The organism is Bradyrhizobium japonicum USDA 6, from assembly GCF_000284375.1.
GTDB classification, from domain to species: domain Bacteria; phylum Pseudomonadota; class Alphaproteobacteria; order Rhizobiales; family Xanthobacteraceae; genus Bradyrhizobium; species Bradyrhizobium japonicum.
This window is the reverse complement of the sequence record NC_017249.1, coordinates 3,273,854-3,291,781: the sequence shown is the minus strand read 5'-3', so window position 1 is coordinate 3,291,781 and position 17,928 is coordinate 3,273,854. Positions and strand designations below refer to the sequence as shown.

At 59.8% G+C, this 17,928-nt stretch carries 17 protein-coding genes and 1 pseudogene; 3 read left to right on the top strand and 15 right to left on the bottom strand.

The features are described 5' to 3' along the window. Positions 1-180: 180 nt before the first annotated feature. The 4 genes and pseudogenes from BJ6T_RS15455 to BJ6T_RS15445 all read right to left on the bottom strand — a co-directional run bounded on the left by BJ6T_RS15455 (position 181) and on the right by BJ6T_RS15445 (position 3,054). On the bottom strand, positions 181-663 hold the full coding sequence (locus tag BJ6T_RS15455; protein ID WP_307724543.1) for a thermonuclease family protein: 483 nt from the start codon (positions 661-663) through the stop codon (positions 181-183). A gap of 242 nt (positions 664-905) precedes the next feature. Next, positions 906-1,108, bottom strand: a pseudogene (locus BJ6T_RS43525) (SOS response-associated peptidase); the annotation flags it as partial. Positions 1,109-1,190: 82 nt separating this feature from the next. Beyond that, positions 1,191-2,009, bottom strand: coding sequence for a BA14K family protein (locus BJ6T_RS15450; protein ID WP_014493351.1), 819 nt, complete (start codon positions 2,007-2,009; stop codon positions 1,191-1,193). A 250-nt stretch (positions 2,010-2,259) separates the two neighbouring features. Next, complete coding sequence (locus BJ6T_RS15445) at positions 2,260-3,054, bottom strand: class I SAM-dependent methyltransferase (RefSeq protein ID WP_014493350.1); 795 nt, start codon at positions 3,052-3,054, stop codon at positions 2,260-2,262. A gap of 1,162 nt (positions 3,055-4,216) precedes the next feature. Here BJ6T_RS15445 and BJ6T_RS42575 point away from each other — a divergent pair. Next, a complete protein-coding gene (locus tag BJ6T_RS42575; RefSeq protein WP_014493349.1) occupies positions 4,217-5,230 on the top strand; it encodes a helix-turn-helix transcriptional regulator in 1,014 nt (337 codons plus the stop codon). 170 nt (positions 5,231-5,400) lie between these two features. Further along, positions 5,401-5,745 (top strand): hypothetical protein, encoded by a 345-nt coding sequence (locus BJ6T_RS15435; protein WP_014493348.1) that lies wholly within the window; start codon positions 5,401-5,403, stop codon positions 5,743-5,745. A gap of 112 nt (positions 5,746-5,857) precedes the next feature. Here the strand turns inward: BJ6T_RS15435 and BJ6T_RS48350 are convergent, their stop codons facing one another. The 9 genes from BJ6T_RS48350 to BJ6T_RS15410 all read right to left on the bottom strand — a co-directional run bounded on the left by BJ6T_RS48350 (position 5,858) and on the right by BJ6T_RS15410 (position 14,068). Further along, positions 5,858-6,271, bottom strand: a complete 414-nt coding sequence (locus BJ6T_RS48350) for a hypothetical protein (RefSeq protein WP_014493347.1) — start codon at positions 6,269-6,271, stop codon at positions 5,858-5,860. Beyond that, positions 6,217-7,824 (bottom strand): ATP-binding protein, encoded by a 1,608-nt coding sequence (locus BJ6T_RS48345; RefSeq protein WP_014493346.1) that lies wholly within the window; start codon positions 7,822-7,824, stop codon positions 6,217-6,219. Before BJ6T_RS48345 ends, BJ6T_RS48350 begins: the two co-directional genes overlap by 55 nt. After that, positions 7,730-8,746, bottom strand: coding sequence for an AAA family ATPase (locus tag BJ6T_RS49885; RefSeq protein ID WP_502358327.1), 1,017 nt, complete (start codon positions 8,744-8,746; stop codon positions 7,730-7,732). Before BJ6T_RS49885 ends, BJ6T_RS48345 begins: the two co-directional genes overlap by 95 nt. Positions 8,747-9,687: 941 nt before the next feature. Next, entirely contained in the window at positions 9,688-10,191 is a 504-nt protein-coding gene (locus BJ6T_RS15425) for a molybdate ABC transporter substrate-binding protein (protein ID WP_014493343.1), read from the bottom strand. 449 nt (positions 10,192-10,640) lie between these two features. Further along, on the bottom strand, positions 10,641-10,835 hold the full coding sequence (locus BJ6T_RS45635) for a hypothetical protein (protein ID WP_014493341.1): 195 nt from the start codon (positions 10,833-10,835) through the stop codon (positions 10,641-10,643). 166 nt (positions 10,836-11,001) lie between these two features. Continuing rightward, on the bottom strand, positions 11,002-11,124 hold the full coding sequence (locus tag BJ6T_RS49130; protein WP_259226262.1) for a hypothetical protein: 123 nt from the start codon (positions 11,122-11,124) through the stop codon (positions 11,002-11,004). Between the two features lie 91 nt (positions 11,125-11,215). Beyond that, the gene (locus tag BJ6T_RS15420) at positions 11,216-11,461 is read right to left on the bottom strand and encodes a hypothetical protein (RefSeq protein ID WP_141379572.1); all 246 of its coding nucleotides are present in this window, start codon (positions 11,459-11,461) and stop codon (positions 11,216-11,218) included. Positions 11,462-11,529: 68 nt separating this feature from the next. After that, positions 11,530-11,706, bottom strand: a complete 177-nt coding sequence (locus BJ6T_RS47230; protein ID WP_014493339.1) for a hypothetical protein — start codon at positions 11,704-11,706, stop codon at positions 11,530-11,532. Between the two features lie 574 nt (positions 11,707-12,280). Beyond that, positions 12,281-14,068, bottom strand: coding sequence for a vanadium-dependent haloperoxidase (locus BJ6T_RS15410; protein WP_014493338.1), 1,788 nt, complete (start codon positions 14,066-14,068; stop codon positions 12,281-12,283). A 1,150-nt stretch (positions 14,069-15,218) separates the two neighbouring features. On the opposite strand from BJ6T_RS15410, the gene BJ6T_RS15405 reads away from it, so the two are divergent. Continuing rightward, positions 15,219-16,049: a glycosyltransferase family protein gene (locus BJ6T_RS15405; protein WP_014493337.1), complete on the top strand. Its 831-nt coding sequence runs from the start codon at positions 15,219-15,221 to the stop codon at positions 16,047-16,049. A gap of 128 nt (positions 16,050-16,177) precedes the next feature. Here the strand turns inward: BJ6T_RS15405 and BJ6T_RS15400 are convergent, their stop codons facing one another. Beyond that, entirely contained in the window at positions 16,178-17,371 is a 1,194-nt protein-coding gene (locus BJ6T_RS15400; RefSeq protein WP_014493336.1) for an aspartate kinase, read from the bottom strand. Between the two features lie 147 nt (positions 17,372-17,518). After that, positions 17,519-17,767, bottom strand: coding sequence for a hypothetical protein (locus tag BJ6T_RS15395; protein ID WP_014493335.1), 249 nt, complete (start codon positions 17,765-17,767; stop codon positions 17,519-17,521). Positions 17,768-17,928: the final 161 nt, after the last annotated feature.

The window sequence follows — 17,928 nt, the reverse complement described above, 5'->3', positions numbered from 1 at the left end:
TCACTGGCTGGATACCTACCAAGAACGCTAGCACCTTTTCTGAATTGCCCAACGTGGCGAGCAAGACGTGCAGCATCACAGGCCAAGTTCAACCCTACAAGGGGAAGCCAGAGATCGTCCTGAACTCACCTTCGCAGGTAAGGTGCGAATGATGTGGACCGAGCGGCAAACTGGCAGCAGCTAGTCTGAGCAGGTTGCGGGTTGCCCGCCGCGCCAGATGCAATCGCGATAGCGCCATGGCTCGACGAAGCTGCCTGACCATATGCCCCGCTCGTGGCCTCGCGCATCATTCTGAGCCGCAGCATAGAGCCCGCGGCTGTATCGCGGCCAGTCCAGCGCCAGCCCCTGGCTCACGAGCCAATCGGCAAGATCGGTCCCACCGACTGCGCATGAAGCTACCGTGCGCCCGTAGCGGTCGAGGCTCGTCGGCGCGCATGACACTGGCCGTTCACCAATGAAGGCCGCCAATTCGTTCGCAGCTTTTGCGCCGCACCGATACTGCAGACTGTCCTCGCCCCGGCAAAGCTGGCTGCTCTCGGGAGCGTCGACACCCCAGAGCCTGATGCGCGCTCCGTGGATTTCAAGAGTGTCGCCGTCGACGATGCTGGCTTGGCCGATTAGGTCAACAGTGAAAGCTGCGCTCGTACACGCAACGAGCGACAACAAGGCGGCGGCGCAATATCGGAAAGCCGCTAGGCACAAATCCAAATGATCACCAGCGTTATCGGCAGGCTGATACCTAATGTGCCACCAATCATCAACGCGAACGCAGAAAGCAAATTCCCATCAGGCTTTGCTGCTCGGTCGGACATAGCCCGTTACTCCATCGAGCTGCCCCGAGAGGAGGCTGAACGGTTATGGTTAAGGAAAGGTTAATTCGCCTTTTTCTTAGCGAATGCTGGGGCTTATGCGGCGACGCGATTTTCCATATCCTCACCCCGCATCACGATCTTAAGCGTGTTGTCCGGCAATGGCCGCTGCAGCGCCTTGGCCTCATCCCACGGTGCGCGCATCCACACGTCTCGCTCTTCGTCGGTGGCCAAGATCACCGGCATGGCCTTCGGATGGATCGACAAGACGACACGTTCGGTGACGTCGTCAGGAAGCCGCAGCAGCCGAGTGAGGGCGGCTGCATCTCGCTACCCATAGCGGCAGGTCAGCTAGACTTGTTGCCGAAACACCCCCCGCACTTATGGGCAGGAACGCCGCCGTCCGTCATAGCCGATGTAAGTTCCGGATGCCGGATCGTAAGTCTGAAAGTGCTGGCAGCCGTAGCCCCCGCGCGGTTTGTGTTCAACGCGAGCTGGTTCGCCTGGTTTAATTGCCGATTTGCGGTTCTCCGTGGCCACGTCCGGTTGACCTACGGTCTGGGCGGGCTTCACGAAGGCGGCGTAGCTGTTTGCCCAGGTAGGCAAGGAGACACCGCGCCTCTCTTCCACAACGGCAGGTTTCTGTTCCATGGAGCGCCGCGCCTCCGCCAGTTCGGTTGCAAGCGCTTCGGCCCTGTCGTGCTCCTGCTGCAGAGACTGCCACAGTACCGCCGTCGCGCTGTCGACCGCTTGGCTGAACTGGTGCGCCTCGCCGTTTGGCATCGACAGCAGTTTCCCGACGTACCGCCATGCCTTCACAAGTTCTTTTTCGAGCGCCTCAGCCCTGGCGTGCTCTAGCTGCAGAGACTGCCGCAGTTCCGCTGTCGCGCTGTCGACCGCCTGCTTGAGCTGCGCCGCCTCGTCGTCCTTCGACAATGGCGTCTGTTGCGCCATGACCGGCGGGACGATCGTGATGAGCTTAGATAACTCCTGCTGAGTGGCGTATCGCGCCACACACGCGACGACGTCGGCGTTGAGACAGAACCCGATGAGTGCCGCCGCGACTAGGGTTCGGGCGATCCAGGAAATTGCAAATCCCCGCCGCGTGTGTGACGCCTCGAGGATGACGACGTTTGGAGCGGTCTTAATCGTATGGCGCATGTAGACCACCGCCGGGTTATCAGGCCATTGCTTCTTCACTTCGCCGGAAGCCTAACCCCACCCGTTGTGCCCCTCAAGTTTGGTGTTACTCCTCGGTGATAGCCCCAGCTGCGCGGCGATGCGCCGCCCCGAGCGGGAGAGGCAAGCCGCTACCGATTGCGGTGGACAACGTGCCGGACACAACGGAGGCCCCCGCGTTGACGCGCTCGCGTCGAGGTCGATGATGGGACGCTTGGTCGACTGCGGATGCGTTGCGCGGATGGCTGATGGGCACGCAGTGCCGGGTGCGTTATTTTCGAGTTCCAATCGTACAGAGATAGTCGCGCGGCATGGCTAACCCGACCGGCGAGCGGTGCTTCTCATGCATCGCGATGAAGTCTCGTTGAAGTGCCGTGCGCCTTTCAGGGTCGAGCGATGCGGCCAGCGTTTTTGTCGGACCATAGCCAGTCACAAATATGTCCCATACCGTTTGGCCGCTCGGCATGCGGAGTACCGTGGTGCCAGGTTCAAAGGCCAGATCGAATGTATCGCCAAGCAATTCCCGAACGCGGCCTTCCCGGCCCCACGCAAATGGCGAAGGAGGAGGATTGTCAGGCGGTGGCGGCATGTATGGCCGCATTGTCTGGAATATTTCTTCAACCGCACTGCCAGGCAGCCAAGTGACCAACCCCAGTCGCCCGCCCTTGCGCGTGACACGTGCCAACTCGGCAGCTGCAGCCTCGGGGCGCGAGACAAACATGACACCGAACGTCGAAGTCACACAGTCAAAACTTTGATCCGGAAATTCCAGCGCTTCGGCATCGCCGACCTTGAAGTCGATCTCCGGTGCAATCAGTTTCGCCGCCTCGATAACGCCTTCACCAATATCGATACCAGTCACCTTTGCGCCTCGATTAGATAACCGCCGCGCAGTCCAGCCCGTGCCTGTCGCAACGTCAAGGATACGCTCTCCCGGTTGCGGCCAGATTCGATTCACGACGTGATCAATGGCGTCCGCTATACTTTGGCTCACGGTATCGTAGGACGCGCCGCCGGAACCCCAAGTCGCGGCGGGTTTAAGGTTATGAGCAAGAATTTGCGCCATGAAATTTACTCCTCGATCTCGATGGAATAATCAGCTCAGTCGCTTGAGCCCGGCGTGATGAGAACATTGGCACGCAAGACGAACCTCAACCACAGTTTACAAATCGGTTGCGGCACAATGTCTCAGTTCAAGGTATACCGCCTAGCGCGATGATATGAGCGCGCGTCCGAAACAGATGCATGTCCTCTGCAACCGCAACCACAAATTTTCTTGCGCCAGATATTCTCGATAGGTTCGGTCGCACGGTCCCCGCGCTTTTCGTCGCCCTCCATAGGACCCTCGACCATCCTGTCGTGTCCGTGCGATGCACGACGTGGAAGCTATAGCGTCCTGCGAGGACATCAGTTTTGACGCATCCGCTAAATTGGGTCTGCATCGCTGCTACATAGTTGGTGACGATCCGCTACGTGCGGCGACTCCCATTGACATACCCATTTGCATGCGAAATTGAGTTTAACTGCGCACGCGCGCGTCATTGGTTGTGAGGGTTCAAATCATGACGAAGCACTTTTCGAAGCGAATCATGACTGATGTGCTCGTAGTCCTAGTATCTGTAGTTATGATCACGATTGCAGTGACATTTTTGGGCGATCCCATTCGGGCCCGCATCGCTGCTTCTATCCCAACCCCATTCGATCTTGCGATGGTCAAGACACTCGCAACCGCCGAACCGAGCAAACCGAGCCTTCCGCGCGCGCAACCGACTTGTCGGCTTCGTTCCGCTCCTCCGCAATGGAACGTAGACCGGATTTTCCGGCCGCCCGCAGCTCGCGGATGATGTGGGCTTGCTAAAGAAGCAAGCCGTCTCGGTTGGCGGCCTTTAGGCACGGCGTTTTCTTCACCTTTGAGGAGTGACGCCAGTCGTATCGGCTGTGGATTACACATGCGCATCCTGAAAGTTGCACACGCAAATTCTTCGTGCCCTTGCGGCATTTCGCGCATCATAGCAACCTCGATGCGAGCCGTGTCAGCATCGAAAGCCTGACGGGAAATTCCTCATCATTTTCTTGAGGTCCCTACCTCCATTTGTAATCCACCTCACACCTGCAGCGAAGCTGCGGTCCGATATTGTCTCAGTCTTGGCGTCATTCGAGGAATTTGCGGATTTCGTTCGGGCGCTCAGTCGTTCTTGCCTGGTTGGGCACCGAAACGGGAGGCCGGCATGCCAACGTCATCTCCCCTTGTGCGATGGTCGACTGAGATGCTGCCGGAGCGCACACGGTTCTCCACGTTCCGTGAAGAGTTTACGCGGCTGAACCTCGCCTTGGACGTGATAGATCACAGCGGCGGCCGCCCGCGTATCAATGTCACCTACTTGCCGCTCGGCCCGGTTGGCGTTTGTAGCATTGTCACCACGCCGGTGGAGTTTATCCGTCACAAACGCCACCTCAAGGATAGCCGTGACCAATTCGGACTGAACATCGTCGAAGCTGGCCCGGTCCAATTTGCAAATGCTGGCCAGGAACATGTCTATGATGCCGGCGCCGCTTGTCTGGTTGACCGGGGAAGGCTGCTGCGAGTATTTGGGTCGCGTGGCGCCAGCGTCAAATTCGTGACCGTGCCGGCTGCCGCCCTTAGGTCGCTGGTTGCACAGCCCGAAGATCTATCAGGTCGGCCGGTGCGTCCTGGACCGGCGCTTCGCCTGCTCCACCTCTACCTGCAATCGCTCGCATCCTTCAAAGAACCTCCGTCATCAAAACTCGCCTCCACCGTCGGCACACATCTCCTCGATCTTGTGGCCGCGACGCTCGGGCCGACCGTCGAAGCTGCAAACCTCGTTACGGAGCGTGGTGTGAAGGCAGCCAAGCTGCAGGCGATCCTGACGGAGGTCGCGCGACGCTTCTGCGACCCCAATTTCGATCTGAACAATGTTGCTGGAGCGCTCGGTATGTCGCGGCGATACGTGCAAAAGTTGCTCGAAGAGACCGGAAAGTCGTTCACCGAGCACCTTGCAGCGTGTCGGCTTGAGCGTGCCTTCGCGATGTTGACTGACCCGCACCATCTGCATTTGGCCATCATCGATATCGCGTTTGCACTCGGCTTTGGCGATGTTTCTCATTTCAATCGCTCGTTCCGCCGACACTTCGGCGAGACGCCATCAGGCGTGCGCGCCGCATCGATGGTGCGGCAGAAGTCATCCTGCGCCCCCTCACAATGCGCGGGCGACGGCCGTTGAGAACGCGGACAGTTCGACCTCGCAGGACGGCAGGCAGCGCGCACCGGGGCTACAGGGCTGAAAGAGTTCCTTCACTTTGATCTATGGAACACGCGAACTGGCCATAACCGGGACCGCTTCGCGTTGAAGAATGAGACCGTCGCTGCTGGGGGCCAAACGGAGACAATCCGATGAACACTCGGACACTTGCTGCAGCGCTCGTGGGAGCAACTCTGTTCGGCCTTACCGCCGCGCAGGCCGCGCCGAAGCCCAAGGCGAAACAGGCGGGCGCGGTCACCGTCACCGTGACGAACTCGCGCAAAGCGGATCTAGTCCAGCTCGAGGCGGCCAAGTCAGGGTCGCCAGACTGGAAGGAAGTACTGGGCCCGCTGAAATCCGGCAAGCAAGCGTCGGCTAAACTGCCACAGGCCAGCGATTGCCGCTTCGATCTGCGCGGGACGTTCGACGACGGCCAGTCGACGGATGCCTCCGGCATCAACGTCTGCGCCGATAAGACGCTCAACCTGACCGATTGACACAGGCTCTTTTATCGCGCTCCGCATCAGCACGACGCGGCGCGATTGGGCTGAATCTTGGCCTCCAGGCTCTGCGCATCACCGGCTCCAACGGTCCGACCTCAGGCCAATGCTAGTTCAACACTCTCACCAGATCATCAGCCTCGCGCAGATCGCGGGAGGTTTCCGCGGATGCGAATTTCGCCCGGGTCGATATTAGCAGGTCTTGTGCCTCAGTGCGTCCGGATGCGCTCCCGCCTGCGCTGACCAGGCGCGCGATGCTGATCGCCGTGCGCAATTCCCAGCCAACCGCCCCGAGCTGCCTGGCGGAGACGAGCGAGCGTTTGAACATGCGCATGGCAGCCCGGTCGTCCCGCAACGGTTCGCGAGACAGCAGCGTGCCGTGGATCCGGTAGATCTCGGGAGCAGCCCAGCGTTCGCCGGTTTGCTTCATCAGGGTCGCAGCCGAAGCGGCGAAGCTCCGGGCCCTTTCTATCTGCCCGATCCGTCCGAATTCCGTGGCCAGCAGAATTCGATAGAGCGGCATCTGAATGCACTGGTTCTCGGGGGGAGCTTATCGAGCAAGCCACATAGTTGTTCGAGCACGTCCGGTGCGGGGCCTCGTGCCGCCAACGCGGCGGTCGCCCACAATGGGCCGATGACCCGGTACATCGGATAACCATACTCATCAGCGACCTTCAGGCCTCGCTTTACGCTGGCAAGGTTCTCCGCGAGATCGCCCTCATACCAGTGATCGGCAACGCCGAGAATCGAGGCAAAGGCCACCATGAACGGATGCCCGATCTCGTTCGCGTGCTGCCGCGCCGTCATGCAACACTCCCTGGCCCGGCAGGGCCGGCCCAACAGCCATTCAATGTGTCCGGAATAGACGAGCGATACAATTAATGGATCATGCTGATAGATCTGGACCAGCTTGCCGTGCTCGCGCGGATTGTAGCGAGCGCTGACCAGAGCCGCGAGCTCACTCGCCTGCTGCAAACGACCGAGGAAGAAATTGGCGATCACGGCGGCGGTGTAGGCCATGAGGGCAGCCTCGTCGTTGCGCCACTCTTCTGCCCGCTGGACGAAATTTTCCGCGTGTTCGAGGCCTTTGGTGAGCTCGCAGTTGACCAGCTTGGCTATGGTACTTCCCCACAGCACCGTCGCCTTCTCGCGAATGGTGCCATGGCTCGCGCAAAGCTCGAGCGCACGACTGTAGGGACCATAGACGTTCGGGTCGGACCATCCGGCGTTGGCCGTGTACGCCATCGCCAGATTGGATTGCAGTCCGATTTCAGCCTCGAAGCGCCGTGGCGACGCCGGCATCTTGGAGATCAGCGAGAGACCTTCGCGAAGATGAGCCACGGCTTCCTTGGTCGCAGATCTGCGTAGCGCGGATTTGCCAGCCTGGAGCCAGGCCTCGATCGCCTCCGGAACGTTGCTCGCGCGCGCATAATGATAGCCCAGCACCGCTGGCTGGCTGCTTTCTTCAATGGAGGTGTCCTGGAGCAGCCACGATGCGACGCGCGCATGGAGTTCACGCCTTTCCTCCATGAGCAACGAGGAGTAGGCGACTTCCTGTATCATCGCGTGCTTGAACGTGAAGACCTCGCCCTGGGGTTCCTTGGTGCGATACACGATCCCCGCTCTCTCGAGAGCCCGCAGCGCTTTTGGCAGCGTTTGGCTCTGGTCCGGAAGCACGTTGAAAATGCCTGAATAGTCGAAACGCCTTCCGAAAACGGAGGCGATCTGGGCGACGCGCTTGGCGGGACCGAGACGGTCGAGGCGTTCCATCAGTGAATCGTGGATACTTGCCGGCACCAGTGTTTCCGGCAACTTCGGCGCAGGGCTCTCTGCGGCCCGCGGGACCGCGCCGGCGTCGACGACGGCTCGCGTGAACTCCTCGACGAAGAGCGGCACGCCGTCGGTCCTCTCCACGATCTGGCTGGTGATCCGGCGCGGTACGAGATCGCTGCCCGCGACGGCTGCGACCATCTGCTCGCATTCATGCGCCGCCAGCTTCTGCAGGGTGATCCGTCGAATGGCCGGGCCCGACAGCCAGTCGGCCTTGTAGTCGTCGCGATGCGTGATCAGGACCATTATCCGTTCGCCAGGACAGCGGGGCTATCACGCGTCCCAGCAGCTCGATGGTGGTCGGATCCATCCACTGGACGTCCTCGACGATTCCGAGGATCGGCTGCTTGCGCGAGGCGGCGACGAGGGCATCGACAAACACCTGGAACGCACGCTCGCGCTCAAACGGAGATCCGAAATCCGCGGGCTCGTATCCCGCGCATGCGGGGATCGATAGCACCGCCCCGTAGTAACGAAGCGCCTGCTTGAGATCGGTGACGGCGCTCGCCAACAGCGATTGCAGTTTTGCCAGCGCGAGTTCCGCGTTGTCGGTGTCGTGGATGCCGGTCGCGCGTATGAGGCGCTCGATTTCCGGGGCAAGCGGCGTGTTAATGTGGAACGGTGAACATTGCAGCGACAGAACATCACGCGGAGACGCACCGAGCGAACTGCGGAACTGGCGGATCAAACGTGACTTGCCGATTCCGGGCTCGCCGGAAATGACGCCAACTTGCCCCGAGCCGGCGAGAGTCTGCTGCCACATCTCGGCAAGCAACGCACTTTCGCTGGTTCGGTTTATCATCGGGGCAAGAGGCGACCTCCGCGCGCGGTCGAACCTGCTTTCGTTTGACCCAAGCGCCTCTGCACGCCAAGCCTCGACCGGCCCCTCCACGCCCTTGAGAGCTTGTCGGCCAAGCGGCACATAGCTGAAGGTTCTCCGGGTCAGATCGTAAGTGCTCGAGCCAACTACGATACCGTTCTCACTCGCGAGTCCTTGCAGGCGGGCAGCGACATGCGCCGTACTGCCGAACACTTCCCGTCGATCGGGGGGCTCGCCGGGCACGCTGCCGACGACGACGACCCCGGTGTTGACCCCGATGCGCACGCCCAGGCGAACGAAGCTGCCGTCCGACAGCAGAAACTTGTGTTCCTTGATCGCCGCGGCAATCGCCAGAGAGGCGCGGACCGCGCGCTCAGGATCATTTTCATGTGCTTGCGGGACGCCAAAAATGCGAGCAACCCGTCACCAATCATCCTGGCGATATGACCGCCGTAGCGGCGAATCTGCTCGTCGCAGATATCGCGGTAAGTTCTGATAATCGCGAAGAACTCCTCGGGATCGATCCGCTCGCTCAGGGGTGTCGAACCGACGACGTCGATAAATGTCACGGTGAGCTGGCGGCGTTCGGCATGCGGAGCCTCATTCTCGACATTCGGCGGCCCCTGTGTCCGCTGAAGTCCGCCCAAACGATCGGGCTTCGGCTCGCTGCTCATGACCCACCAAGTTCACTTTCCGCCGCACCTGCCGCGAGGCAAGATAGACGTCGAGCCGCATCCAGTTGACGCTGCCGAGCGGCCCGTGCCCAGGCAGACAGTTCCAGGGATTGAATACCATGTGCTCGCGGTCGTACAGCGCATTCTGCGTCAAACTCTTGAAGCACTGCTTCCCAGGCGCCCTTTAGGACGGGTCCATGGCCGCGAAGCGTCCTCGACGTCATCCGACGTGACGGCGTGCCGTACCCTTTTGGAGAAATCGAACACGACGTCATCGCCGCCTTGTTGCGTGCGCGGGTGCGGATCCCTCACAAGCGATTCCTGAAGAAAGCTTTTCGATGGGCCCAAAACGCAGACGTCCACCATCTGATGTCCTCATTCGACCACCGGGAGGACCGACCAAATAGCGCACGACCTTGTGCTCGCCGATCTCGGCTTCGGGTCAAAAGCGGCGCTCCGAGCGCGCTCGGCGCGTGTCCGATCTACCCCCAAGTGCGGACCGCGTCGGTCCACCGAGCTAGTCTCGGGCCATAACCGGCTGTGACGATCTCTCTTCTGCGGCACTGCTGGTGAGCACGCGCGAACGTCTGCCGCTCGAGGAGCTGATCAGCGCCATCAGCTCGGATTCATACCATTCGATTTGATGATCCCAACTGCCGCGGGACTCAAGGTATTCAATGATTGCTTTGGCAGCGATGGCTTCCCTAGTTTCCGATCCAACAGCCGCGGTGAATAAAACGTTTTTTGCAGTTCGGCAGGAAACGGACCGACGATATCCAAACCCGGAGCGGTAAGAACGTTGATAAGAAAAACGCCCAATTCGGCTTCACCCTTGGCAACTGCCGCGACGACCTGCGCAGGGCTGGGCTGCGCCCTCATCTTCGCTTTCATTGGCTCGGCGATGCCGAGGCGATCAAATACCTTTGCAATTGAATAGCCGGTGGCACTCTCCGGGATCGAGGCAATGGACTGAGCCTTGAGCAGCGTCGCCTTGAGTGCGTCAGCGGTGCTGATGTCAGGCCTTTGAGCGCCAGAGCGGACAGCAACACCAAGTCCAACGTGGGCAATATCGGTGGTAGAACCTGTCGCAAATCTAGCCCTGGCGGACGCGTCCTGCATGACCTCAACAGGTACTCTTCGCTTAGGCTCTCTTCGAGAGAACGGCCCGGCCGCCCCCTAAAAGACCGGCTAGTCCACGTCCGTTTCGGGTCATGAGCGGCGGTTTGGAAGTCGGCCAGTCACTTCCGGTCTACCCCAATACGCTGACGATTTCAGAGCCAGCCGGACTTCGCGTGAGGGCCAACAGGTAACATAGCAGGATGACGAGCACGACAGAGGCCGCCAACTGACGCGGCCTTACTCACTCTTAAATTCCGCGACCTTTCGATCTTGAAGCCATAGCTCCACGTCGTACCCGTCAGCCAAGACCTTGGCGCGCTTCCTGGCTTCGGTTTCGTCCTCGCAAATCAGTTGGATGCGACGCTCGATATGCCCGTCGAGGCCCATGAGATAAGCGCGGTACTCGTGCATCTGGTGCCACAAACGAAAGGCCACCAACTGAGGCGGCCTTATTCTTCAGGAGGTTGCAGGCCCGACGACGTCAGCCACCCGTCTATAGAAGACGCCGTTTCGAGCTGGCGCAGTTTGCTTTCTAGAAGATCACGTTGCTGTCCCGGCTGTGTGTTTTCCAGTTCGGCGATAATGCGGGCTCTCTCCGCGTTCAGATTGTCGTCAAATGTGTGGGAGTGTGAGCGTCGTCTCATGGTACTCTCCCTTCCCTAAGTGAATTGGGCAGGAGCGCAACCGGCGTTCTGATCACCGATTCGAAGCAACGGTGCCGTGTGCGGTGATACTACCAGTATGCACCCGGAGTCGGAGCGCCGCCAGAACAAAACTTAAGTGGAGGCTCTCAGCAGGCCGCGCGCGGCCTTACTGCACGAAATAAATTCTCGCCACCGCCCCAGCAAACAGCAGCGCAGCGCCGAAGGCGGCAACGCCAAGGCAGACGCGTGCTTGGATTGAATACGTATTGAAATGAGCAGGGTCGATCATGCTCGCTCCGCTTGGTCTTGCGGGAGCGCGATCAGCTTCTCAAAGGGGCCTTTCAGTCCCCTAATCGCAGATCGAGTCATGGTCCCGGCGCTTAATCGCAGTCCTGGCCCACCTTTTGCTGGGACGGCGCTTGCTCGGCCTCACCGGCTGTCATTTTCTTTGACTGTTCAGTGGGTGCGGGACGGGTCTGCTCGACCGTGCCTGCCGTCCGATCCGGTGACTGCGAGGAGGGTGCGGGCTCGATCTTCTTTGGTTGCTCGGCAGCGGTAGGCTCGCTCTGCATCTGGCGTTGCGCGTCCTGCGACGATGTTGCGACATTCTCCGAGGCTTTGTTCATCACAGATGTCGGCGGATGAATACAAATCGATATGGGGCTGCTCGGTCATGACACCCTCCCTTGCTTTGCTAGGCGGACGCTTCGAGCCATTCATGGATGTCGGACGCTACGTCGATCTGGCGGATTTTGCTGAGAATGCCTTCCAGTTCGCGGCCGGCTGTCAGCTTCGCCGCCTCTTGCTCAAGGCGCACTTTCTCGGCGGCTAGTCTCTCTGCGAATGGGTGGGGCTTTGAGCGGCGTCTCATGGCGCTCTCCTTCCCTGTTAGAGTGGAGCGGGAGCGCTATTGGTCTCTCGGTCACCGGCAAATGCCAAGGGCCACCCGGTGATGGCTGCTAACGGTTGGGAACCCGATCGGTTGCTATCAATCGTCGCTGCGGTGCAGCAAACTGCACTCCAAATTTCAACTTAGGGCACTTGGGGATACGGACATCTCGCAGCCTTGTTGGGATCAAATCGGCAGCGCGAACCTTTGCTGGGGAGGTCCGTTGGGGGTCATAAGCCGACATCGCGCCAAGAGGCACGATCGGTCTGCTATGGCCATAACCGGAAGTGCTCGCCACACCCGATCATCTTGTAGTCATGTCGCGCTTAGTGTCGGGTCCCGCGTGGAGCGAGACCCCCATTGGTCTTAAACGCTCTTACGGGTTAAGGGCCAGGTCGATCCAACGCGCATCGCAAGATGATCAGAACGAGGCCGCCTTCGGGGCCAACGTCAATTTAGCAGCCGAGGCGCTGGGCCTTCACCGGCAGGCCGTCAAGCATAAACCCTTCCGCTCATGTGCACCGGCGCCTCACGGCAGGGTGCCGCCCGTCTGCTGTCAGATCGTCACGCGGCTGCCGTCGAAACGTGTAAAGGAGAAGCCGTCGAACGGCTCGCGAAGAGTAGCGCGCTCGTCCCGCAACATACAGATAGCCACTTCCTCGCCGATCGCCATCGAGGCGGACGCGTCGGAACGCCAGTGGATGCCCGCCCAATTCCGTCCGAAACCGAAATTCACGGCGAGCTTGTTCAACTCTCCGCCGACCGTGAGCGGTGAGCCGTCATAGGGCACGAGCCTTGTCGGGTCAGCCGGATCGGGCTGCACCGGGTTGGCGATGACGCGGCTCTCATCGAAGAACGCCTTCAACATGGTAGCCGTGACGGCACCAACGCTCGTGGCCCCGCCGGGATAGGTGGAGTGGAAGGGCGCGCCCTCCGGATAGGTTTGCGACAACAAATAAGTGCCGTATTTGGCCTTGCTGCGAGCGAGGCCCTCCGACTTCAGAAAATCATCATGCAGTGGGTAGTCGCTCACGCCATTGGCGAGGCGATGGTGCGCCAGAGCGCCGTAGGCTTCCGGTCGCACAGCCCGGTGCACGAAATACTTTTGCCAATAAGACGCGCGGACGGAGTTACTGATCCCCGTGGCGAGCAGTGCCTGCACGTAGGGCAACCCGAAGGTGCCACCACCGGGCCCCTGGGTTTTCGATTTCCGATACGGGTTCGAGGGGTAGGACACGGGCTCTGCCGGTGGATAGATCCCGGAGTAGCGCTTGTCCGGCCCGCCTCCTGGGGTTGCAAGGAGCAGCGCTGCCGCCCACCCAAGTGCAGGACCAGTGTGGATATACTCTGCGATATCTCTTCCCGTCGTGATGTATCGCGGTGTCGCGTCGAACTGCAGCTGGCGCTTCGGTGCGGCGCCATTCTGAATCGCCAGCCACTCCTCGTAGTCGGTCAAGAATTCGCTGGCGGGCGACGCGGTACGAATTTGAGCACTGATCCACTGTGAGGCATAGGGCGTGTCCCTGAGCAGGAACTGCGAGATTAGCGGACCGTCCAAAACGCCTGGAGGCGTCACGGAACGGCCCTTCGGGTCGCCTGCGTCGAAATAAAGCGCATTGGCGCGAAACAGTGTACCGGGCGTGACCCGCCCACCAGACTTCGGCCCTCGGAAATCGGCAAGCTTGTTGATCTCCTCGGTTGCTGCGAGCACGTCCCGATTGGAGGTGTCGTCGCGCAACTCGGTAAGCGGGACATCACGAAGCAGGGATTGCCAATATACCTCAACCGCCTCGCCGGCGCGCTCTGCACTTGCGAGAGCCGGTGCCGGGGGTATTCCAATCTGAGTAGGGTTTATGCCGCTGAGACTGACGGCCTGCGTGCCCAAGGGATTGACCAGCTTGCGAGTGCCGCCGAGCGGAATCTTCTCGAAATCGGCGGGATCGCCCGACTGGCAGGCGGTATAGAGAGCCTGCCATGCCTCTGGTGTCACTTCGCCGCGTTTGTCGTGCGGCAGGCCCCGTGAATCGGAACCGATCTTGTTACTGTAGCGGGCCTCGTCGCCATTCGCAGGGTGGGGCGCGATGGGAATTTTCTCGTTGTTGCTCGCACAGACCACGCGGACTCCGAAGGCTCGGTGCTTGAACGCCGCGTCGAGCGGTCGGGTGTCTGCGTTCACAGGCTGCGCCAGCGCCGGGGCGAACCCGGGCATGCTCGGCGGAGACGCAAGCACGGCGGCGCCAACCGCAATGCCGGTCCCGCCAAGCAGAGAGCGGCGAGTGATCGCGGTCGACAGGCCCGGCGACGCCAGGCTGGATTCAGTTGAAACGGTGGAATGGTCAGCCATGGAGGCCTCCTCCCTCGCGGGAAAGTTTCGGCAGGATTGCGCCGGAGCCGTCCTATTACTTGTATGCTGCAGTCGAAATCATTTCACCGGGAGGACACTGAGGAGATTGACTCAGATCAATGGTGAGTCGAGCAGACCAATTGTGCACCGGCGGGGAACCACCGCCCGCCGTGTCTTTGCACAACGCAAGTGCCCACCGGAGCAATGACGTCGCCTTTGGGTCAAAAGGCGAAGAACTCAGCGTGAGCAAATCTCGTCCGCTAAGCCCCACTAAGCTGACCTCAGTGAGGGTGTCGCCACTTCGCTGATGGGCCAGAAGCAGAACTTAAAGGATCTGCCTCCACCTCAACCTGCAACAACAATGAGCATCATTGATCGCGGTGGCAGAACTTCATTCCGCCGTGCATCCCCTTGGTTGCCGAGACGTGCCAGCCTGGTCGCATGTAGTGTCCTGCTCCATCATTTGTTAAATCAGCTGTCGATGCGGTCCAGCCAAGTACCGGATGCCCTCTTCTGACCCCTTTGTTGCAGTAACATGTTGCCCCAACCGGAGTGTTACGACTGCAAGGAGCTGTTCCAGCGCCCTCAACCTGCATTATGAGAGCTTCATCTTGTCCAACCCGATAGACCGCGTTGTCGAGAACGGACGGGTCCACACTGGCCGCCCGCAGGCCCGAGCAGCTAAACAGCAGCAACGCAAGATACAGTGGTGCCCTCACAGCTTTCCCCCAAATCGCTCTAAAACCTACATGGTAAAGACTACCAAAAGTAGCGTTCACTGAAAACGACTATTGTAAAGCTTCGCTGAAAACAACATGCGGGCGCTTCGCGAGCGGCTACCAATCGCGCGGCGCGTCATTTCCGGCCATACCTGCTTCGGGTCAAAAGCAGCGGTCGGGCGCGAAGTTTCTTATGTCTGGTTGATCCTCGACAGGCGACGTTGCCACGCCCAGTCGGCTGTTCAGCTACTGGCCAACAGGCGACATTCCATTTCGGGAGCCTCCCAAACGGGCCACCGGAGTGGCTGTCCCCAATGTCGCGTTGGCGGCGTACCGCTGGCAGCATCAGCCCTACAATTTTTGACTCTTGCGGTTACTGCGCCCGCCCACCATCATTAGTGCCAATTCTTTGTCGCAGTCAGGTGGTGACCATGTCGGGCACGAGCAGTTGGCAGCTCCGCGACGGTGAGCAAATCATTGTTTGCAACAGAGGCCTCGTCGGTCATCGGCACTTTTTGATCGGAATCACCCGCGTTCGCAATGAAGCACTTATTCTCCGAGATGCACTGGACTACGTCGGGAAGCACGTGGATGCGATAATCGCCTATGATGACGCGAGTACGGATCGAACGCTGGAGATTCTTGGCGGGCACCCGAAAGTCGCTCTAATTGTGACAAATCGGTCGTGGGAAGCGGACATCGAGGCGCGCCGGATTGCCGAGCGTCGACATCGCGGAATTTTGCTGCAGACCGCGCGCGAACAATTGCAGTTCGACTGGACGTTTTGCTTCGATCCGGATGAGCGTGTTACCGGAGATCTGCGCGGATACGTCGAACGAACTCATTCCAGCGTCTATGACGGCGTGCGGGTTCAGCTGTTTGACGCCTATATGACTCGTGGCGATGACGCGCCCTATCGTGCCGATTGCGAACTACTGCACTTTCGTCGTTTCTTCGGCCCGGAACAGCGGGATATTCTGATGTTGTGGCGAAACCGGTCGGGGGTCGCCTTCGCGAATGGGCGAGAGCCGGTCGGTGTAGAACGCGTGGCGACCAGTCTGTATTGCCAACACTACGGCAAGTCATTGTCGGTCGAACATTGGGAGGAGACTTGCGACTACTACATGCGACACTTTCCGTTCGATACCTACGGACGAAAATGGCGGGATCGCAAAGGTCGAGCAATCCACACTCAATCTGACTTCATGCGCCCCTTGTACGAGTGGGGTGACACGCTATTCGCGAACGCGGTCAAGATGTGACTTGTCCGAAGATCGAGCGTGCCCTCCGCTCTGCGCCAATGTGACCGCTCGGGCGACAACCTCACGCCGAGTTTCTCACGCAGGGTGTCTCGCGCGGAGTGCCCCTATATTCTAGGCAAGACAATCAATTAGATCAGCGAATGCAAAGCCTTGATCGCGGCCTCGCGGTTCTCCGCAGGAATGATCAGATTCACAGAATGCGGTGACAAAACGCATTTGTCGGCGACAATCCCGTGATGTTGCAGAACCTGAATCGCCTTAAACGGCAAGTCTGAAGAAACGCCGCCAAAGCAAGTGAGGCTCACCGAACTCAAGGCCTCACACTGTTGGCGCAAGTCTTTGCTCTTCTCCAGCGTGCGCAGCAACGCGTCGAGCGACTCCGAATCGGAAGTCATCATGATGCGGGTTTTTCCGCCGGCGCAAGCCGACGCGAGGAGCTGCGGCCAGGATAAGCCGTTTTGTTTAAGATGCCGCGCGAATTTCTCGAAGCCCTGATTGAGATCCGCGGAATCGATCTCCACATGCTCAATGCGAGTTATTGAGTTGACGGCCAAAACCTTTCCGCTTTCCATCCCAATAACCTCTCTCATCACTCGCGTGGTTTGTTCGGCGCCGCCCAGTTTCTTCAGAACCAAGGGAACGTTTTGGCTTTGTGCCAGCTCCACGCAGCGACAATGCAAGACCTTGGCGCCCCAAAAACACATCTCCGACAGCGAAGTAAAATCCAGCTGACGCAAGAGTTTTGAATTCGCCACGATGCGCGGATCGGCCGAGCAAACTCCGTCGACCTCTTTGATGATCTGACAACATTCGGCTTTTAGCGCAGCTGCCATGGCGACCGCAGTGGTGTCGCTGCCGCCTCGGCCCAGCGTGGTGATTTCTTTAGTTGCGGGATTCACGCCTTGAAAGCCGGCCAAAACCACGATGCGTCCGCGGTCGAGCTCCTCGCGCACGCGAATCGGCCGCACATCTAAAATGCGCGCGGAAGAGTGCGAGTCGTCGGTCATCACTCCGGCTTGACTTCCGGTGAAACTGATCGCCGGTGTGCCGAGATCGGACAGCGCCATGCTCATTAAAGACATGCTGATGCGCTCACCGGTGGTTAGCAACATATCAAGCTCACGGCGATTGGGATGCGGGCTTACTTGATAGGCCAGCTTGACAAGTTCGTCGGTGGTCTTGCCGATCGCTGAAACGATCGCTACGACCCGATAACCACGCCTGTGCAGGTCGGCGAGACCGCTCGCGACCGCGCGGATTTTTTCCGGCGTTTCAAGACAGGTGCCGCCGTATTTTTGCACAATGATGGGATTGTTCCGCATTCTACATACAGAAATACTCCGCGCGAGCCCAGCGCGCCAGCACGAACAAACTGCGACAGGCCCAATTGCGCACTCTTATCCTGTATTGGGAGGACAGTCCGCTCGGGCAGAAGCGGTAAGGCTCGTGTCGAGCAAAAGATTTCTGCTTCACGCCGAGCACCCGAAGTTCGAGCGGTCACGGTCGAACGCCGCTTCGCGCCAACAGGCGACGTTGGCGGGTGCCTCAGCGGTCACAAGGGGGATTACGGGCCGGCCCCCGAGAAGGCCAGGCTGCTCGAGTTCCACAACTCGTGCCAGCAATTGTTCGATCGTCTGCTTCAGGGCCGCAACAACGTCTCCATGATCGTCCGGTTGGTCGATAGTCGTTCGCGTATCGACATCCATGATCATGCCCATCCAATCAATCCCGCACGATCGGCCGCAATGGTGTCAAGAATCTGCCAGCACTCATCTTGCGTCCACTCACACGGGCGTTCGTAGCATCGCATCGCAACCCTGAAGTGGTGGTCGCAGCGAAGGGAGGCACGAAGATCGTCCTCGCGGCTCGCGCGAGCCTC